Source organism: Massilia eburnea, assembly GCF_050709955.1.
Classification (GTDB): Bacteria; Pseudomonadota; Gammaproteobacteria; order Burkholderiales; family Burkholderiaceae_D; genus Rugamonas; species Rugamonas eburnea_A.
Window position 1 is genome coordinate 18,247 of the sequence record NZ_JBNZFX010000034.1, and the last position, 17,173, is coordinate 35,419.

The 17,173-nt window shown below is 62.6% G+C and carries 17 protein-coding genes; 10 read left to right on the forward strand and 7 right to left on the reverse strand.

Features of this window, described 5'->3' with window-relative positions; all coding sequences use genetic code 11:
* Positions 1-19: 19 nt before the first annotated feature.
* From ACQ4MM_RS21270 to ACQ4MM_RS21280, 3 genes are all read left to right on the forward strand, one after another.
* Positions 20-1,726: a ShlB/FhaC/HecB family hemolysin secretion/activation protein gene (locus ACQ4MM_RS21270; RefSeq protein ID WP_431479229.1), complete on the forward strand. Its 1,707-nt coding sequence runs from the start codon at positions 20-22 to the stop codon at positions 1,724-1,726.
* A gap of 121 nt (positions 1,727-1,847) precedes the next feature.
* Positions 1,848-4,037: an NHL repeat-containing protein gene (locus ACQ4MM_RS21275; protein ID WP_431479230.1), complete on the forward strand. Its 2,190-nt coding sequence runs from the start codon at positions 1,848-1,850 to the stop codon at positions 4,035-4,037.
* A 12-nt stretch (positions 4,038-4,049) separates the two neighbouring features.
* Positions 4,050-4,799: a substrate-binding periplasmic protein gene (locus ACQ4MM_RS21280; RefSeq protein ID WP_431479231.1), complete on the forward strand. Its 750-nt coding sequence runs from the start codon at positions 4,050-4,052 to the stop codon at positions 4,797-4,799.
* On the opposite strand, the gene ACQ4MM_RS21285 is transcribed toward ACQ4MM_RS21280, so the two are convergent.
* Entirely contained in the window at positions 4,800-5,099 is a 300-nt protein-coding gene (locus ACQ4MM_RS21285) for a putative quinol monooxygenase (RefSeq protein ID WP_431479232.1), read from the reverse strand.
* Between the two features lie 107 nt (positions 5,100-5,206).
* On the opposite strand from ACQ4MM_RS21285, the gene ACQ4MM_RS21290 reads away from it, so the two are divergent.
* Positions 5,207-6,163: a GlxA family transcriptional regulator gene (locus ACQ4MM_RS21290; RefSeq protein WP_431479233.1), complete on the forward strand. Its 957-nt coding sequence runs from the start codon at positions 5,207-5,209 to the stop codon at positions 6,161-6,163.
* A gap of 6 nt (positions 6,164-6,169) precedes the next feature.
* Here ACQ4MM_RS21290 and ACQ4MM_RS21295 read toward each other — a convergent pair whose 3' ends face one another.
* Both ACQ4MM_RS21295 and ACQ4MM_RS21300 read right to left on the reverse strand, forming a co-directional pair.
* The gene (locus ACQ4MM_RS21295) at positions 6,170-8,581 is read right to left on the reverse strand and encodes a CehA/McbA family metallohydrolase (protein ID WP_431479234.1); all 2,412 of its coding nucleotides are present in this window, start codon (positions 8,579-8,581) and stop codon (positions 6,170-6,172) included.
* A 213-nt stretch (positions 8,582-8,794) separates the two neighbouring features.
* Positions 8,795-9,238 (reverse strand): universal stress protein, encoded by a 444-nt coding sequence (locus ACQ4MM_RS21300; RefSeq protein WP_431479235.1) that lies wholly within the window; start codon positions 9,236-9,238, stop codon positions 8,795-8,797.
* A 98-nt stretch (positions 9,239-9,336) separates the two neighbouring features.
* On the opposite strand from ACQ4MM_RS21300, the gene ACQ4MM_RS21305 reads away from it, so the two are divergent.
* Positions 9,337-9,960 carry a glutathione S-transferase family protein gene (locus tag ACQ4MM_RS21305; protein WP_431479236.1) on the forward strand — a complete coding sequence of 208 codons (624 nt, stop codon included), beginning with the start codon at positions 9,337-9,339 and terminating at the stop codon, positions 9,958-9,960.
* On the opposite strand, the gene ACQ4MM_RS21310 is transcribed toward ACQ4MM_RS21305, so the two are convergent.
* From ACQ4MM_RS21310 to ACQ4MM_RS21325, 4 genes are all read right to left on the reverse strand, one after another.
* The gene (locus tag ACQ4MM_RS21310; RefSeq protein WP_431479237.1) at positions 9,927-10,307 is read right to left on the reverse strand and encodes a hypothetical protein; all 381 of its coding nucleotides are present in this window, start codon (positions 10,305-10,307) and stop codon (positions 9,927-9,929) included. The genes ACQ4MM_RS21305 and ACQ4MM_RS21310 overlap by 34 nt on opposite strands.
* Before the next feature lie 16 nt (positions 10,308-10,323).
* Positions 10,324-10,857: a hypothetical protein gene (locus ACQ4MM_RS21315; protein WP_431479238.1), complete on the reverse strand. Its 534-nt coding sequence runs from the start codon at positions 10,855-10,857 to the stop codon at positions 10,324-10,326.
* A gap of 74 nt (positions 10,858-10,931) precedes the next feature.
* Positions 10,932-11,789 (reverse strand): alpha/beta fold hydrolase, encoded by an 858-nt coding sequence (locus tag ACQ4MM_RS21320; RefSeq protein ID WP_431479239.1) that lies wholly within the window; start codon positions 11,787-11,789, stop codon positions 10,932-10,934.
* A 24-nt stretch (positions 11,790-11,813) separates the two neighbouring features.
* Positions 11,814-12,569: a helix-turn-helix domain-containing protein gene (locus tag ACQ4MM_RS21325; RefSeq protein WP_431479240.1), complete on the reverse strand. Its 756-nt coding sequence runs from the start codon at positions 12,567-12,569 to the stop codon at positions 11,814-11,816.
* A gap of 101 nt (positions 12,570-12,670) precedes the next feature.
* Between ACQ4MM_RS21325 and ACQ4MM_RS21330 the strand changes: the two genes are divergently transcribed.
* From ACQ4MM_RS21330 to ACQ4MM_RS21350, 5 genes are read left to right on the forward strand one after another with little or no spacing between them, the layout of a single operon-like run.
* On the forward strand, positions 12,671-13,615 hold the full coding sequence (locus ACQ4MM_RS21330) for a 4-hydroxyproline epimerase (protein WP_431479241.1): 945 nt from the start codon (positions 12,671-12,673) through the stop codon (positions 13,613-13,615).
* 2 nt (positions 13,616-13,617) lie between these two features.
* Positions 13,618-14,739: an NAD(P)/FAD-dependent oxidoreductase gene (locus ACQ4MM_RS21335; protein WP_431479242.1), complete on the forward strand. Its 1,122-nt coding sequence runs from the start codon at positions 13,618-13,620 to the stop codon at positions 14,737-14,739.
* Positions 14,732-14,974 (forward strand): (2Fe-2S)-binding protein, encoded by a 243-nt coding sequence (locus tag ACQ4MM_RS21340; RefSeq protein WP_431479243.1) that lies wholly within the window; start codon positions 14,732-14,734, stop codon positions 14,972-14,974. The genes ACQ4MM_RS21335 and ACQ4MM_RS21340 overlap by 8 nt, the downstream gene beginning before the upstream one ends.
* Positions 14,971-16,242, forward strand: coding sequence for an FAD-dependent oxidoreductase (locus ACQ4MM_RS21345; RefSeq protein ID WP_431479244.1), 1,272 nt, complete (start codon positions 14,971-14,973; stop codon positions 16,240-16,242). Before ACQ4MM_RS21340 ends, ACQ4MM_RS21345 begins: the two co-directional genes overlap by 4 nt.
* A 1-nt stretch (position 16,243) precedes the next feature.
* On the forward strand, positions 16,244-17,155 hold the full coding sequence (locus ACQ4MM_RS21350) for a dihydrodipicolinate synthase family protein (RefSeq protein ID WP_431479245.1): 912 nt from the start codon (positions 16,244-16,246) through the stop codon (positions 17,153-17,155).
* The last annotated feature ends 18 nt before the right edge of the window (positions 17,156-17,173 follow it).

The following is a 17,173-nucleotide window of genomic DNA, read 5'->3' on the forward strand; positions in this document are numbered from 1 at the left end:
CAAGAGCAGGGAACAAGAAGTGCAGAAACATACCAAAAACAGCCTGGCGCTTGCCATCCTGAGCGCCCCGGCCCTGGCATTGGCACAAGCCTTGCCGGATGCCGGCCGCATCCTGGAACAGAACCGCCCGCCGGCGCTGGTGCGCCAACCGGCGGCGACCGGCAAGGTGGTGCCAGACGCGGCACCCGTGCCTGGCCTGGCGCTGGAAGGCGCCCAGAAGGTGATGGTGCGCCGCTTCGCGCTGCAAGGCGTGGGCGCATTCGATCCATCCGAATTGCAGGGCGTCCTGGCGCCATTTACCGGACGCGAACTGACGTTCGAGGAATTGCAGCAGGCCTGCAATGCGGTGACGAACTACTACCGTGCCCGTGGCTATTTCGTGGCAAGCGCCATATTGCCGGCGCAGGAAATCGGCGACGGCGAGGTGACCATCCAGGTACTGGAAGGTCGCATCTCCCAGCTGCGTGTGGTGCCGGATGGCGAGGTGCGCTTGCGTCCCGAGATCGCGCGGCGCTACCTCGATGCGCTGGTGCGACAGGGCCAGCCGGTGCAGGAGGACCGCCTGGAACGCGCACTGTTGTTGACGCAGGATTTGCCCGGCATGGGCGCCCGCGCCGAATTGAGCCAGGGGCAGGGCATCGGCGAATCCGAACTGGCCGTGCAACTGAGCGAAGGTCCATTGGCCAGCGGTTCGCTGAGCCTGGACAACTCCAGCAATCGCTACACCGGTGCCACGCGCGTGTCCGGCAACCTTGCACTGAATGACCTGGGCGGCTACGGCGGCCAGCTGTCGCTGCTCGCATCCAGCGCCGGCGATGGCTTCAGCTACGGCCGCGCGGGCTATGTCGCGCCGATGGGCTTCAAGGGCTTGAAGGCCGGCGCCGCGTTCTCGCGCCTGCGCTACAAGCTGGGCGAGGAATTCAAGTCGCTGGATGCGCACGGCACGGCATCGGTGTCGCAGTTGATCGTCACTTATCCGCTGCTGCGTACCCGCAGTACCAATATCCAGCTGCGCACCGGCTACGACGACAAGCGCTACGAGAACTTTGCCAACGGCGCCCAGACCAGCGACAAGCACGTCAAGGTGCTGCCAATGGCAGTGAGCTTCAGCCGCCAGGAACAGGATGCGATGACCCAGGCCAGCCTGGAGCTGAGCCTCGGTCACCTGGACCTCGGCGGCAACGCCGCGTCGGCGGCGGCGGATGCGGCCGGCGCACGCAGCAACGGCCGCTTTTCCCACCTGGCTTACACCCTGGGCCGCTTCCAGCGCCTGGCCGGCAACGTCGGCCTGCTGCTGAACGCCAGCGGCCAGTTCGCGTCGAGCAACCTGGAATCCGGCGAGAAATTCTCGCTGGGCGGTGCTGGCCGCGTGCGCGCCTATCCGGCTGGCGAAGCCACCGGCGACGAGGGGCATGTGCTGAGCACTGAACTGCACTACGAATTGCAGGACTTGCGTACCGACCTGTCGGCTTTCGTGGACGTGGGCCATGTGCGCCTGAACAATGGCCTGTATGCAGGCGCCCTGGCCGGAAATGGCCCAGGCAACAGCTACACCCTGAAAGGTGCTGGACTGGGCGCGACCTGGCGTGGCGCAGGCGGCATGGTGCTGCAGGTGCAGGTGGCTCGTAAGCTCGGCCATAATCCGGCGCCGGGCACCAAAGGTGAAGATGCGGACGGAAAAACGTCCAAAGTACGCGCCTGGTTCACCGCTATCGTGCCGTTCTGAACCGGCCAACCTAGCCATTTGATAGCCCGCCGTCCCTGCCGTTAAGGGCTTTCCTCCCAATGTTGCCGAATTCGAAGGCAGCCCGGATACTGGAATGCTTAACTAACAGGCGGGGATGGCCATGAGCAAATTTCATCATATTACGCACTACGGTGAGCTCGTCATGCCGGGCACCACAGTGCGCGGTGAGTTGCCGGACGACTTCACCATGAATTCCCCGGTCGGCATTGCGCGCGACCATTACGACCACGTATGGGTGTGCGATACCGGCAACAGCCGCCTGCTGGTTTTTACCGCCGACCTGAATACCCTGCTGCATGTGATCGATACGCCGGGCGAGGGTACGGAGCAGGCGCGCCGCCTGCTGATGCCCTTCCATCTTTGCCCGCATCCTGAGCAGGACTTGATGTACTGCACCGACATGGGCAATGGCCGCATCGTGGTGTTCGAATACGACGAGCACTCGGTCGACTTCCAGTTTGCCTTTGGCGACGCGGCGGACGGCATCAACGGCAAGGGCTTTGTGCCGCTGAGCGACCCGAATGGCATCACCATCGTGAAGGAAGCCGGCGGCGATCACTTTGTGTACGTGTGCGATGAATTCTTCCACACCGAGGATGATGACCGCAGCCGCTGCGTGAAGTTCACGCCGGAGGGCAAGTTCGTGCTGCAATTCCGCACCATCGACGACGCCAACAGCGTGCACGACTTGTTGTGGCCCCAGGGCCTGGCGTCGGATTCGCACGGCAACCTGTACCTGGCCAACACCGGCCACTACGAAGTGCTGAAGATCGATACCGCCTGGAAGATCAAGGACGAACGCGTGCAATGCCCCGGCGAGACTTCGCTGCTGCATAGCTTCGGCAACCCGGCAGGGATCGGCAAGTTCAACGTGATGCGCTCGGTGTGCGTGATCAACGACCGTATCTTCGTGCCGGGCCAGATGGAGGATTCGATCACGGTCTACGATACCGACGGCAAGCTGCTGACGATCGTGGAGGGCATGCTGCCGCTGTGGAACCACAAGCCGCAGGCCATGCACTCGATCTCCGACCTGGTGTACGGCTCGCTGGAAGATGCCGTCTTTGTCGGCCCCTACCAGATTTGCGCTGCGGCCGACGCCAACGTCTATTACGTGACGGAGCCGTTCGCCTCCACGGTGCTGAAGATGCGCATTGCGCCCGACCGCGACGGCGGCGACCAGGATGCGATCCTGCTCGACGCCGTCGGCCACCGGCGCGACAACCAGGCGGCGAAAGCGGTCACCTCGCAATTCAACTGCATGACGGCGGTGATCGGCGTCGATCCCAAGCGCGAGGGCAGCGGCACCTTGCCGCAGTCGAACTGGATCGACAGCTGGGCCAGCGCCACGGCCAATATCTACAAATACTGGTACGACCACCTGAAGCACCACGCACGCCTCGACCCGCTGGCGGGGGCCGCCACCTCGTCCTTCAACATCGATTCCGGCAACTGGTGCATGAAGACCTTCGACACGGCGGCCGACCCGATCTCCCAATTGCAGGACATGATGCGCGGCTTCTTCATGCCGGGCGGGCTGGCCATGGCGGTGTATTACCCTTCGCAACCGTTGCTTGGGCAGATCTGCCCCGGCACGCCGCTGGTGTTTGTCACCAACTTCAACGCCTGCACGGTGTCGATGTTCCAGTTTGGTCCCAGCGGGCACTTGCTGAATTACGGCCTGCCGTTCGCACGCGAAGGCCTGGGCGGCGATGGCACGCTGAAAGCGCCGCAGGGGTTGGAAGTGAACAGCCATGGCGAAATCTATATCGCCGATTCGCTGAACAACCGCATCTCGATGTGGCAGCTGCAGCCGACCGGACTCGTTTCCTTCGTCAAGAACTTCCAATGGGAGGAGAAGGGCGAAGCGTTGGCCAGCTTTGCGCCCTGCGACGTGACGATCGATGCCCAGGACCGCGTCTTCGTGTGCGACCAGTTCAACAACTGTATCCGCGTCTTTGACCGCCAGGGCAACAGCCTGTGGAGCTACGGCCGCGCGGGCTACTGCGACGACCTGGAAAAGGATGCGGACAAGTTCTACCTTCCGGCCAGCCTGTGCGTGGACCAGGAAGGACACCTGATTGTCAACGATTTGGTAAACCGTGCGCTGAAGATCTTCCGCATCGGCGAGGACACGCTAGAATACGTAACAGGAGAGCTTGTATTTAAAAAGTATCCCGAAGTAGGCGGCGTCTGGATGCCGTTCTTCATCTACGCGCGCGACCGGCGCGTGTACGTGCCCGACACCACGTTTAACGTCGTCAACATTTACGCCTACCAGCTTGAATGACGGAGGTGCGTCATGTGGAGAGGGTTGTTAGCCGGCTTGCTGCTGGTGAGCGCCGTGCAGGCGGCCGACAGGCAAACCTTCTCCGTAGGCGTTGAGGATTACAAGAACTGGCTGCCGTATTCCGAAGTGAGGAACGGGGTGTACGGCGGACTGGGAAGGGATATCCTCGATGCCTTCGCCCGCCAGATGGGCTATACCTTCGTATATGAGTCTTATCCCCTGAAGCGGCGCGACCGCCTGTTCGTTGACGGGCAGGTCGACCTGTCCTTCCCGGACAACCCGAACTGGGTGGTGGAGATGAAGAAGGAACTGAAAATCAGCTATGCCCCGGTACTGGAATTTACCGACGGCGTGCTGGTTCGGCCCGAGGACATCGGCAAGGGCGTAAGCCGCTTGAAAACCCTCGGCATCCCGCTCGGCTTCACGCCTTATCCATACCAGCAGCTGATGTCGGCCGGTTCGCTGCGCATCGAGGAGACGGCCGAATACGATGCCCTCTACGAAAAGCTGATCATGCGGCGCGTCGATGGCGCCTACATGAACACGCGCATCGCCCGCCATTACTGGACCAAGATCCGCAAGCTGCCGCAGGTTCCGGTGCTGTACGACCCCGACCTGCCGCATGCTTCCGGCCAGTGGTACCTGTCCTCGCACAAATACCCGAAGGTGGTGGATGAATTCCGCCGTTTCATGCAGACCAATAAGGCGGAAGTGGAGGAGTTGAAGAAGAAGTACAACTTCGTCTCCTCCGACGATCAATAATTATGCGGCTTTCAGGCCCAGCACCTCGATCGGCTCGATGCTCGGCGGCGTGGCGAACAGCTCAGGCGCCTGTGCCATGAGGGCTTGCGCGATCGGGCCGTTCAGGTGGCCCTGGCGCGCATCCTCCGTTTCAAAGGCGTCGAACACGCCGAATACGCGCTCCGACAGGCGCAGGGCGAACCAGTACTTGGTGCCCGGTTCCTGCTTGGCCAGCGCCAGGCCGGTGTGGAGGAAATCGGCGACGGCGGATTCCTTGCCCGGTTTGGCTTCGAAGCGGGCGAACAGTGCGTACTTGATCATGCTTATCTCCTTGTTGGATTGATCGCGAAGCTGCGATGGAGGTACTTTACCGGCGCCGCGCATACGGTTAAATTGGCGAGATTGACATCTTTGGTATCAATCGCGCCATGCAGATCACCGTACTCGCCCTGGATAATGTGTTCGACACCGGGCTTTCGGCCGTGCTGGACGCCTTCACCACGGCCAATGAGCTGGCGCCCATGCTGGAAGCTCCGCAGCCGGTGTTCAACGTGACGCTGGCTGGCCTCCGTCCCGGGGTGCGCAGCGCGCAAGGCATGCAATTGCCGGTAGTGCCTATGGCCTCGGCACCCGCGCCGGACCTGCTTATCCTGCCCGCCATCGGCCACAAGATGCCGGCGCCGCTGGAAGCCGCGCTAGCGTCGGCCGACGTGGCGGATGCCGGCGTGGTGCTGCGCCGGCTGGCAGGGCAGGGTGTGCGCATCGCCGCCGCCTGCATCGGCACCTTCGTGTTGGCGGAAAGCGGGTTATTGGATGGCGAAGAAGCCACGACGACCTGGTGGCTGACACCCATGTTCCGCCAGCGCTATCCTAAGGTGCGGCTGGATGCGCAGCGCATGGTGGTGGCATCGGGCCAGTTCATCACGGCGGGGGCGGCGCTCAGCCACCTCGATATGTCGCTGGCCCTGATCCGGCAATCCAGCCCGGAACTGGCGGCGATGGTGGCGCGCTACCTGGTGGTGGATGCCAGGCCGGCGCAGTCGGCGTATGTGATTTCCGACCACCTGGCACATTCCGATCCATTGGTGGCGGGTTTCGATCGCTGGGTCAGGCAACACATGGCGGAGGGATTCAAGCTGGAGGAGGCGGCGGCGTCGCTGGCCACCAGCAAGCGCACGCTGGCACGGCGCCTGCAGGAGGTGCTGGGCAAGACGCCCGTGAATTATGTGCAGGACCTGCGCATCGAACGTGCAGTCCACCTGCTCAAGACCAGCGACCAGAACGTCGATCGCATCGCCGAGCAGGTGGGCTATCGCGACGGCGTGACATTGCGCACGCTGTTGCGGCGCAAGCTTGGCAAGGGCTTGCGCGAGATACGTACCTGAGCAGAATTACTGCACGTTCAGCGTCACGTCATCCACGATGAAGGAGGTGGCGATGGTGGAGCCTTCCACGCCTTCGAAGTAGACTCGTACGGTCTGGCCTTTGTACGCGCTCATGTCGAAGGTACGCTGCACATAGCTGGAACCCTTGTTCAGGTTCGAGTAAGTGGCCAGCGTGGCCAGTACGGCGCCGTTGCTGCTGCGGACCTGGACCTTCAGCGTGTCGAAAGCCTGGGTGGTGGTGGTTTCGTCGGAAGTGACCTTCAGCCAGAAGCCCAGGGTGGCGCTGGTGGCTGTCGATGGAATGCTCACCTGCTGGTACAGCGTGTCGGTATGGGCGCTGCCGTAGCCGTTCATCCAGGCTTTCCAGGTGCCGGCATGGCCAGATACCGAGGAATCGTTGGTGATCACGCCGCTGCTCGCGCTCCAGCTGGTGCTGCCGGATTCAAAGCCGCTGTTCAGCAACAATTGCTGCGTGATGGTGGTGTTGTTCACGCTGAAGTTGACGGCGGAAGACAGAGCGCTGTTGCCGGCCGCGTCGAAGGCCTTGGCAGTCAGCACGTGGGTGCCGTTGCTCACGCCGGTGGAATTGAAGCCGTACGACCACGGCGAGGCGGTGTCGGTGCCTTTCAGCGCGCCGTCCACATAGAACTCGACCTTGGTCACGCCGACGTTGTCGCTGGCATTGGCGTTGAGGGTGATGGTGCCGCTGCTGCCGCTGCTGGATGCGCTGACGGTGGGCGCCACGGTATCGCCGCCGGTGGAACCCTGCTGCGTCACCCAGACCGGTGCCGACCACAGGATATTGCCGTCGTCCTGGGTTACCTTGGCATAGTAGAAGTGAACGCCGTCGGTTGGGGTGATCGTGGTGTTCGCGCTGGAAGCGAGCAGTGTGACAGTGCCGTTGCGGCCCGGGACGCCTTCATAGAATTCCGAAGTCGATACGTTCTTGCCGGAACTGCTGGTGAAGTTGGCCACCAGGTTCAGCGTGCCGCTGTTGGTGAAGCGCTCGCCCATGATATGGCCGTTGGCGGTCAGCACCAGCTGCGACGTCTTGTCCATGGTCGCGAACACGCGGCGGGCGCGGATCGCATCCATGAAACTGGCCGTGCTCAGGGCGGTGCCGCTCGGGATCAGCACGCCGGTGCGGTTGGTGTAGGACGCTCCCCAGTTGGCGCAGTGGTTGTCCTGGTCGGTCACGAAAGCCACGTGGAAACCGGCTTCCAGCGCCTTCTTGCAGGCGCCTTCGTAATTGCTGCGGCCCGTTTCGGTTTCGGTGGTATTGGTGGAGAAGGCGGAAGTGTTCATCACTTCGCACAGCGCCATTGCTTCGTCGCCGTCGGCCGTGTAACCGAGGGCCACGCCGTTGACCAGGAACTGGCCGCTGCTCGAAGGGTGGTTGAACTGGCCCAGCCAGCCGCGCTGGCGCATCAAGGTGTACAGGTTGGCGTAGTCGTTCTTCGCGGTGTAGGTGTCGGCAAGCAGTTGGCCGGAGCTGTTGCTCTCCCAACCCAGCAACTCGTTGGAGTTGAGGATGTTCATGTGGCCGCCGTTGTTGATGACACCCCATTCCATGCCGTAGATCGCCAGGAAGTTCGGGTTGGCGCTGTTGAAGCTGGCCGCTTCGGTCAGGCCGGACTGGTACAGGGCCTTGGCGGTGGCCGGGTTGGCGGAAGTGTTGGTGGAATCCGAGCCATCGTACATGTGGTTATGCTCGGATGCCATCAGGAAGTCCAGGCCACGGTTCTTGGCGTAGTTGAAGGCATCGGTCGGACCGTAGGCAGCCGATTGCGGGTTTTGTGCGCCGGTGCATGCGCCCAGGTCGCCGCCGCCGTCGCTGTGGTTGGTCTGGCTGTGCATATTGCCGAAGTAGACCGTGTACGGCAGGGCGGACGGCGCTGGTGCGACCGCCATCAGCGAAGGTGCAGCTGCGGCCTTGGCCTGCGGCTGCTGGCCGATTGCGATGTCCCATTCCTGGTCGTGGATTTCGCCGTCGTGGCTGGCGATGCGGCGCAGTACCGCGTCGGTGCCCGAAGCCAGGCCGCGCTGTGCATCGTCGGAAATGGCGCGCAGGCGTGCCTTGTAAATGCCGTTCTGCAGGGCGTTACGACGGTTGCGGCCGGCCCATTCGACGTTGACGGTGACTGGTTTATCTTGCAGGCGCTCGACGCCGGTCCAACGTTCCACCACGCTGCCGTTTGGCGCCACGACTTCCAGCACCCAGCTTACCGACTGGGCGTTCTTGGCGTAAGGGTAGCTGAATTCGAGTTTGAAGCTGCGCGCCTCATTGGTGCCGGCCACGGCGCGGTAAGGCGCATGCAGCGTGGCTTCGAATTCGTGGTGGTCGGCGGTGGATGCCTGGGCGGTGCCGATGGCTGCCAGTGCGGCGGCCATCGCTAGTTTGCGAAATGCGAAAGTCATGGTATTCCCCGTGCTGTGATAATGCGCGAGAATATGCGGCAGCACGGGAGCGGCGACAAATACGGAAAAGCTTTGCGATTAAGACGCAGGCCTTATATACCGGTTTGAATTGTCCCACTTTGAACAGATTCGGTGATTTGTCCAATTTTGAAAGAGTTATATGACGGGGGCGTCATAAATCTCTTGGCAACTTGTGGTGTATTTGCGTCATGTTTACTGCGGCCGGAACACCAATACCGGCACCGGTGTGTTGAGCAGCACGCGATGCGTCTCGCTTCCAAGCAGCATACCTTTCACGCCTTTGTAGCCATGGGTCGCCATCGCGATCATGTCGCAGCCGTAGTCGATGGCCGTGGCGATGATGGTTTCGTAGGGTTGGTCGGAGCGGCGTTGCACCACGTCGCATGGGACGTTGTAGTCGCTGGCGACCTGGGCCACCTCATCGAGCACCGACGCCGAGTGGACTTCGCTGTCCTTCAGGTAGACGCCGCGCGTGTCTTCCAGCATATCGGGGTGATAGGTGAAGATGTGGAATTCCGGGATCACGTGCAGCGCCGTGACACGCGCGCCGGCTTCCTGCGCGAACTTGATGGCTGAATGCAGGGCAGCGCCGGACGCCGGCGAGCCATCAGTGGGGAAGAGGATGTGCTTGAACATGGCTGGGCTCCAGGTGGAATGATGGTTCCAGTCTGGTCGCCGCAGCGGTTTGCGGCCATGACCTGCGTCAATTTTTGGCCGATGCTAAAATCGCCAGCATGCTGAAACTACTCGGAAAACCCACCTCCATCAACGTCCGCAAAGTGCTGTGGACGCTGGCCGAAACCGGCCTGGCTTATGAACGCGAGGATTGGGGCGATGGCTACCGCCCAACCAATGTGCCGGAGTTCCTGGCATTGAACCCGAACGCGATGGTGCCCGTGCTGGTGGACGGCGACTTCGTATTGTGGGAATCGAACAGCATTTGCCGCTACCTGTGTGGCAAGGCGGGCCGCCACGACCTGTTGCCCGCTGAACCGCAAGAGCGCGCGAGCGTCGAGCAGTGGATGGACTGGCAGGCCACGGACCTGAACAGCTCCTGGCGCTACGCCTTCATGGCGCTGGTGCGCAACAGCCCGGCCTTTGCCGACCCGGCCCAGGTTGCGGCCAGTGCCGCAGCCTGGAACCGTAACATCGGTATCCTTGACCGCCACTTGGCCGTCGGCGGCCCCTTTGCCACCGGCGCCAATTTCACGCTGGCCGACGTCGTCCTTGGCCTGTCGCTGAACCGCTGGCTGATGACGCCCATGGAACGGCCCGATTTCAGGGCCGTTGCGGCCTACGTCGAACGCCTGCTTGAACGGCCGGGTTACCGGGAGTTCGGCTGCAATGGCGTGGCCTGATCGTTCGCGGACGGCGCGCATAGTTCGCACAGTACCGGATTGGCACGCGTATTCGGCGCCGGCATCTTGTAGGCCTTTGCCACCTCAGCTTTGCGGAGGGTGATGATGCGCCTTTCAAGGCTTCCGTAACGCAGCGCCGCGTCGTACAGCACATCTGCCGATTCGACCGTGCCGGCAAGCAGCTCCATATTGGCCCAATCCAGCAACAGGCCGGCGACCAGGGGATTCGGTGAGTCCACAAACTCAATGCGTTCCAGCATCTGGTAGCGAAGCGCCTTCCCAACGCCATATAAACTGAGCTGCTTGCCGTCATTCCCCACTGGCAGCTTGGCAGGGCGCCGCGGCATCGCTTCGTCGCCGAAGTCAAGGTTCAGGATGGAGCGCCCATAGGTTGGTGCCGGGAGCTGCTTCAGTTTCGATTTCAGGATCTGGACGTGGAGCCACTCCGTCCCATAGTGATCGTCGGGGTTGCGCTTCAAACCCCTCGCTGATCCATTTCAAGGCCTCCTCGTTATTTCGCAGGAGTTCATACGCAGTCCCCATGTTCGAAGCCGTCTGGTAATTGCCCGGGTACTTCCGCTCCAGGAACTGAAGCAGTGTGACTGCTTCCTGGAGTTTGCCATTGCGGATCAACACGGCGGACAAGGTGATCAGGTTCTCGAAAGAGGGCGACTTTCGCACGTCTTGCGTCGCCTGCCTGGTCCAGTCATCGAGCTCTAGCCTGCTGGAGCCTTTGCGAAGGTAGTACTTCAGCGCCGGGCCGCTGTAGCCCATAGGCTCCACGTGCTCGCCACGGTGATTCCTTGTAGCCTCGTTGAGGCATGCGCTGGCGGGCAAAGCGAGAGCCAACATGGTCATGCCGGCCGCAAATAACCTGGGTAACAAAGTCTTGTTCATCAGCGATTCAATTGATTTGTTGGTTGCGAGGTTCGCACCATATCAAATTGAAGCGCCGTAAAATGCACTCATTGTCACTTGGTCTCGCGCGGCAGCCCGTCCCCATCAAGGAATGAATTGATGCTGCGGTAGAAAGCAGCCGGTTGTTCCAGCCAGGGGAAGTGGCCGCTTTGTTCGACGAAGACCAGGCGCGCCGTACGGCATGCATCGCGGATCTGGTATTGCGTTGTTTCGCCAATCGGGTCCTGGCGCCCCATCAGCTCATTCTTGACGCCGGGCGCACCCAGGTCCTGGTGGAACGCGAGGCTGTTCTTGCGGTCGTAGAAATAGGCGGGCAGGATGGCGCGCAATCGTTCGACGCTGACCAGCCGCGAACTGTCCTTGTGACGTTGGGGATCCATCCAGTACGCCTCGGCTTCCAGATCGGATGGCAATAGGCGGGAATGGATATTGTCCTCGAAATAGCGGTCGAATTCCGCTCCCATGAACATTGGCCCGCTACCTACCAGCACCAGGGAATTTACAGCCGCTTGATGCGCAATCCCATAGCGCATGGCCAGCATGCCGCCCCAGCTATGGCCCAGTACATTCCAGCGCTGGATTCCAATGTGCTTGCGCAGCACCTCCAGGTCTTCCACCAGCAAGCGGCTGCTGATCGTGCTCTCGTCCAATGGCGCGACCGTCGACTTGCCAGTGCCGCGCTGGTCGACCATGATCGCCTGATGACCGGATTTGGCCAATTCGGCCATGACAGGATGCAGGTAGCTGGCGAAGCCCGGCCCGCCCGACAGCAGCACTATGGGCGAACCGTGGCCCTGTGACCAGTAGTGCAGGGTGGCAGCACCGGATTTGACATCGCCCTCGATCGTTTCCGCTGCGTAGGATGGCAGCGTACAGATACAAACCAGCAAAAATGCGAACACAGATTTCACCGTCAACTCCTCCAGTGCGTTAAGTTAGCCTTCCCTGAGTAAGAGGCGATACTCACTTGGCGTCACGCCAACGGTGGCTCGGAACTGGCGGGTAAAGGCGCTGTGGTCGGCGTAACCACAAGCCTGGGCAATGTCGGATACGCTGGCGTCGCCGGCCAGCAGGCGCGAGGCGGCTTCCAAGCGGGTCTTGATGATCATCTGGCGCGGCGTAAGGTGAAAGATGCGCTCGAAGTAGCGCTCGATCTGCGCCACCGACATATTGGCGGTGCGTGCCAGCTGAGGCAAGGTCAGGGTCTCGCCGTACTTCTCGTGGATCAGGCGGACCGCATCGGCGACCTTGTGGTACGCGGGGTTCTTGTGGTCGGCCATGGCCAGGTCGCGCGATACGCCGGCCAGGCCGACGATCGCGCCTTGCGCATCGCGCAAGGGCCGCTTTTGTGTCAGGCACCAGCCCGGATCACGGTTGGGATAGAGATGCAGCTCGAGCTGGTCTTCGATCTGCACGCCCTCATCCAGCACCGACTGGTCCTGGGCCTGGAAACGCTGGCCGAGCGGTGCGGCGAAAACTTCGTTGGCAGTTTTGCCCAGTAGGCTCGCCTTGTCCTTCATCCCGCAGCGCCGGGCCAGGGTCTGGTTCACCACCACATAGCGCCCCGCACGGTCCTTGACGAAAAACACCACGTCCGGCAGCGCATCGAACAGGGGCTCCGCAAAGAAAACATCCTCGATCCGGGCTCCCAGATCGTTGCGCGCCGTGCTGTGTAAAAGATGTACTGACATGCGGTTCTCCCAGTGAGTTTGTCTATTTTTACACGGTTATGCAGATTTCGTCACCTTCGGCAGCCAGGCGATGCAAGACGGCGGCCCTGGGAAGGCATAAGATGGCAAGCATGAAAACCATAGCCATTATCGATTCCCACACCGGCGGCGAACCGACCCGCCTGGTGATTGACGGCGGCCCTGACCTGGGCGCCGGCCCCCTCAATGAACGCCTGGCGCGCTTCCGCAGCGAGCATGACGGCTTCCGCTCCGGCGTGGTGTGCGAGCCACGTGGCTCGGACGTGCTGGTGGGCGCGCTGCTGTGCGAACCGCATGCTCCGGATTGTGCCGCAGGCGTCATCTTCTTCAACAACGTCGGCTACCTCGGCATGTGCGGTCATGGCACCATCGGGCTGGTGGCATCGCTGGCTTTCATGGGCCGCCTGAGCGCGGGCGTGCATCGCATCGATACGCCGGTTGGCGTGGTGGAGGCGCAGCTGCATGAAGATGGCAGCGTGACCGTGAATAATGTGCCTTCCTGGCGCAAGGCGACTGGCGTGCCGGTCGAGGTGCCAGGCTATGGTGTTGTGCGCGGCGATATCGCCTGGGGCGGCAACTGGTTCTTCTTGGTGTCCGACCATGGGCGCGACCTCGAACTTGGCAATGTGCGCGAGCTGTCGGCGTACACCACCGCGATCAAGGATGCGCTGGAAGCGCAAGGCATCACCGGCGATAACGGCGCGCTGATCGATCATATCGAGCTGTTTGCCGATTCCCGCAGCGGCTTGGGCGACAGCCGTAACTTCGTTCTGTGCCCGGGCAATGCCTACGACCGTTCGCCTTGCGGCACCGGCACCAGCGCCAAGCTGGCCTGCCTGGCGGCAGACGGCAAACTGGCCGAAGGCGAAGTCTGGCGCCAGGAAAGCATCGTCGGCAGCGTGTTCGAAGGTTCGTATCGCCGCGATGGCGACCGCGTACTGCCCAGCATTCGCGGCAAGGCATGGGTGAATGCAACGTCGACCCTGGTGCTGGACCCGAGCGATCCATTTGTCTGGGGAATTCGTTGAGCATGAAACCGGACGTCCTGATCGTCGGCGCGGGAATTATCGGCGCTGCTTGCGCCGATGCCTTGTCGGCGCGGGGCTTACGCGTGACCGTCGTCGAGCGCGATGCGGTCGGTAGCGGCGCAACGGCCGCCGGCATGGGGCACCTGGTGGCCATGGACGATAACGCGGCTGAACTGGCCCTGAGCTCCCATTCGCTGGAGCTATGGAAAGAGCTGGTGGAAGGCCAGGCGCAGCGTCATGAGTACAGCCGTTGCGGCACGATCTGGGTTGCCGCTGACGATGAAGAACTGGAAGCTGCGCGCGCCAAAGCCGTCACCATGAAGGCCCATGGGCTGGAATGCGATGTGATCGGCGCGCAGGAGCTGTACCGGCTGGAGCCGAACTTGCGGCCACACCTGGCCGGCGGCTTGCTGGTGCAGGGCGATGGCCTGGTCTATCCGCCAAAGAGCGCGCGCATCCTGCTGGCACGCGCAGTGGCGCGCGGTGCGTCGCTGGTCATGGGCGAGGTCGTGGCGTTGGAAGACGGCGGTGTCTTGCTGGCGGACGGCTCGCGCCTGTCGGCTGGACAGGTAGTGCTGGCAGCGGGCACGCGTTGCCTGTCTCTGGCACCGGACCTGCCGCTGCGCCCGAAGAAGGGTCACGTCATGATTACCGACCGCTATCCGGGATTCATTCGCCACCAATTGGTGGAACTGGAATATATCAAGAGCGCACACGCGTCGGAAGGCGAGTCGGTAGCCTTCAACCTGCAGCCGCGGCCCACCGGCCAGGTGCTGATCGGTTCTTCCCGGCAGTTCGATACCGTCGACCTGGCAGCGGAGCCGTCGATGATGGCGCGCATGCTGGCCAGGGCGGTCGAATACACGCCGGCACTGGCAGGCCTAAACGTATTGCGCTGCTGGACGGGCTTGCGCGCGGCGACACCGGACGGCTTGCCGCTGATCGGCCCGGACCTGTCTCGCCGCAACGTGTGGCTGGCAACCGGCCACGAAGGACTTGGCATTACGACCTCGCTCGCAACCGCGGAATTGCTGGCGGCGCAAATGGCCGGCGCAAAGGCGGGAATCGATTCGCGCCCGTACCTGCCGAGCCGCTTTGATGCGCAGGGGAGGGCATATGGCTGACTCCATCACCTTGACGATCGACGGCCATGGCATCACCGTTGCACCCGGCACCACTGTCGCCGCTGCCATCGCAGGCGTGACGCGGCGCTCGGTCAGCGGACAACTGCGTGCGCCATTGTGCGGCATGGGCGTTTGCCAGGAGTGCCGCGTGACGATTAACGGTCGGGCGCATTTGCTGTCCTGCCAGACGCTTTGCCGCACAGGCATGGACGTGCAGACGGGAGCGGCCGCATGACGCAATTCTTCGACATCCTGATCGTCGGTGCCGGCCCGGCCGGCCTGGCAGCAGCGCACGCCGCGGCGGGCACTGAAGGCAAGCGCAGCATCGCTATCATCGACGACAATCCGCTGGCCGGCGGCCAGATCTGGCGCGGCGGCCCGGCGAAACAGCAGGACCAGCGCGCACGCCAGCTCTGGCAAGCGTTGGAATCTGCAAACAATGTGACCATGCTGCCCGGTACCCGGGTACTGATGCAAACCCAGGCCGGTGAATTGCTGGTGCAGGACGCCGAACAGGCCCGCACCATCCGCTACAACCAGTTGATCCTGGCCACCGGCGCGCGCGAACTGCTGTTGCCGTTCCCCGGCTGGACACTGCCCGGCGTGACCGGTGCAGGCGGACTGCAAGCGCTGGCAAAAGGCGGCTACCCCGTGCAGGGCAAGCGCGTGGTGGTGGCCGGCACAGGCCCGCTGCTGCTGGCCGTCGCTGCGACCTTGAAAGAGCGTGGCGCGATCGTCGCCGCCATTGTCGAGCAGGCGGGCATGCCAGCCCTGGCGCGCTTTGCTGCCGGACTGGCGCTGACGCCAAGCAAGGCAGTGCAGGCGGCCAGGCTTAGCGTAGACCTGCGCCGTATCCCGTATTTGAGCAACAGCTATGTGACGACCGCCCGTGGCGACCTGCAATTGACGTCCGTGCAGGTCCAGCGCAAGGGTGCCAAGCTCGATATCGATTGCGACTATCTCGCTTGCGGTTATGGACTGCTGCCTAACACCGAACTGGCGCGTGCACTTGGCTGTGAGATTGAGCATGGCGCGGTGAAGACCGATCCATGGCAGCGTACCTCGGTGCCGAACGTGCTATGCGCAGGCGAGGGCACCGGTGTCGGCGGCGTCGACCTGGCCCTGGTCGAGGGCCGTATCGCCGGCATGGTCGCTTGCGGCCAAGGCATGGCGCAGGAACTGTTCACCGAGCGCACCCATTGGCAAGGCTTTGCCGCCCGGCTGGCGCGCGCCTTCGCCCCGCGCAAAGAACTGCGCAAGCTGGCGCAAGCGGACACCATCGTCTGCCGCTGTGAAGACGTCTGCCACGAAGAGCTGCGCGAACAGCCAGGCTGGCGCAGCGCCAAGCTGCATACCCGCTGCGGCATGGGCCCTTGCCAGGGCCGCATCTGCGGCAACGCAACCGATTTCCTGTATGGATGGCGTCCGGACGCTGTGCGTACACCGATCTCGCCGGCACGTGCCGGCAGCATTATCACCCTCGAACCTCACAAGGAGACTTGAAATGGCAGCAATCAAATGGGAAGGCGTATTCCCTGCAGTAACCACCAAATTCCACGCGAATGAGGAGCTGGACCACGCAGAAATGGAGAAGCACTTCTCCTTCATGATCGACAGCGGCTGCCACGGCCTGGTGACCTGCGGTTCCCTGGGCGAAGCGAGCACCCTGTCCTTCGAAGAGAAGCTGGCTGTCGCCAAGACCGCCGTCAAGGTAGCCAATGGCCGCGTGCCGGTGCTGGCCAATGTCAGCGAAACCCGCACCGCCAACGCCGAACGCTATGTGCAGGAAGCGCGCGACCTGGGCGTGGACGGCTTCATGGTGATGCCTTCGGTGCTTTACGCAGCCGACGCTTTCGAAGCCAAGGCCAACCTGCGCGTCATCGCCAAAGCCGCCAAGCTGCCGATCATGGTGTACAACAACCCGGTGACCTATAAAGTCGACCTGACCCCGGCCGATTTCAAGGAACTGTCGGACTGCGAAGAACTGGAAGCGATCAAGGAATCGACCGACAACATCCGCCGCGTGACCGACCTGCGTAACGTCGTGGGCGACCGCTATGCCATCTTCATGGGCGTGGACGACCTGGCCTTCGAAGGCCTGGCACTTGGCGCCGACGGCCTGCTGGCAGGCCTGGTGGTGGCTTTCCCGAAAGAGACCGTGGCCCTGTACAACCTGGTCAAAGCCGGCCGCCTGGCCGAGGCGCTGAAACTGTACCAGTGGTTCATGCCGCTGCTGCACCTCGACGTTTCGACCAAGCTGGTGCAAAATCTGAAACTGGTGGAAGCACTGGTCGATGTCGGCAACGAGAACGTTCGCCGTCCACGCCAGCCACTGCGCGGCGCTGACCGCGAGTTCGTGGTGCAGGTGGTGCAGCAGGCACTGGCAACCCGTCCCGACGTCAGCGCTTACCTGTAACAGGTTAGAGCCCATGCC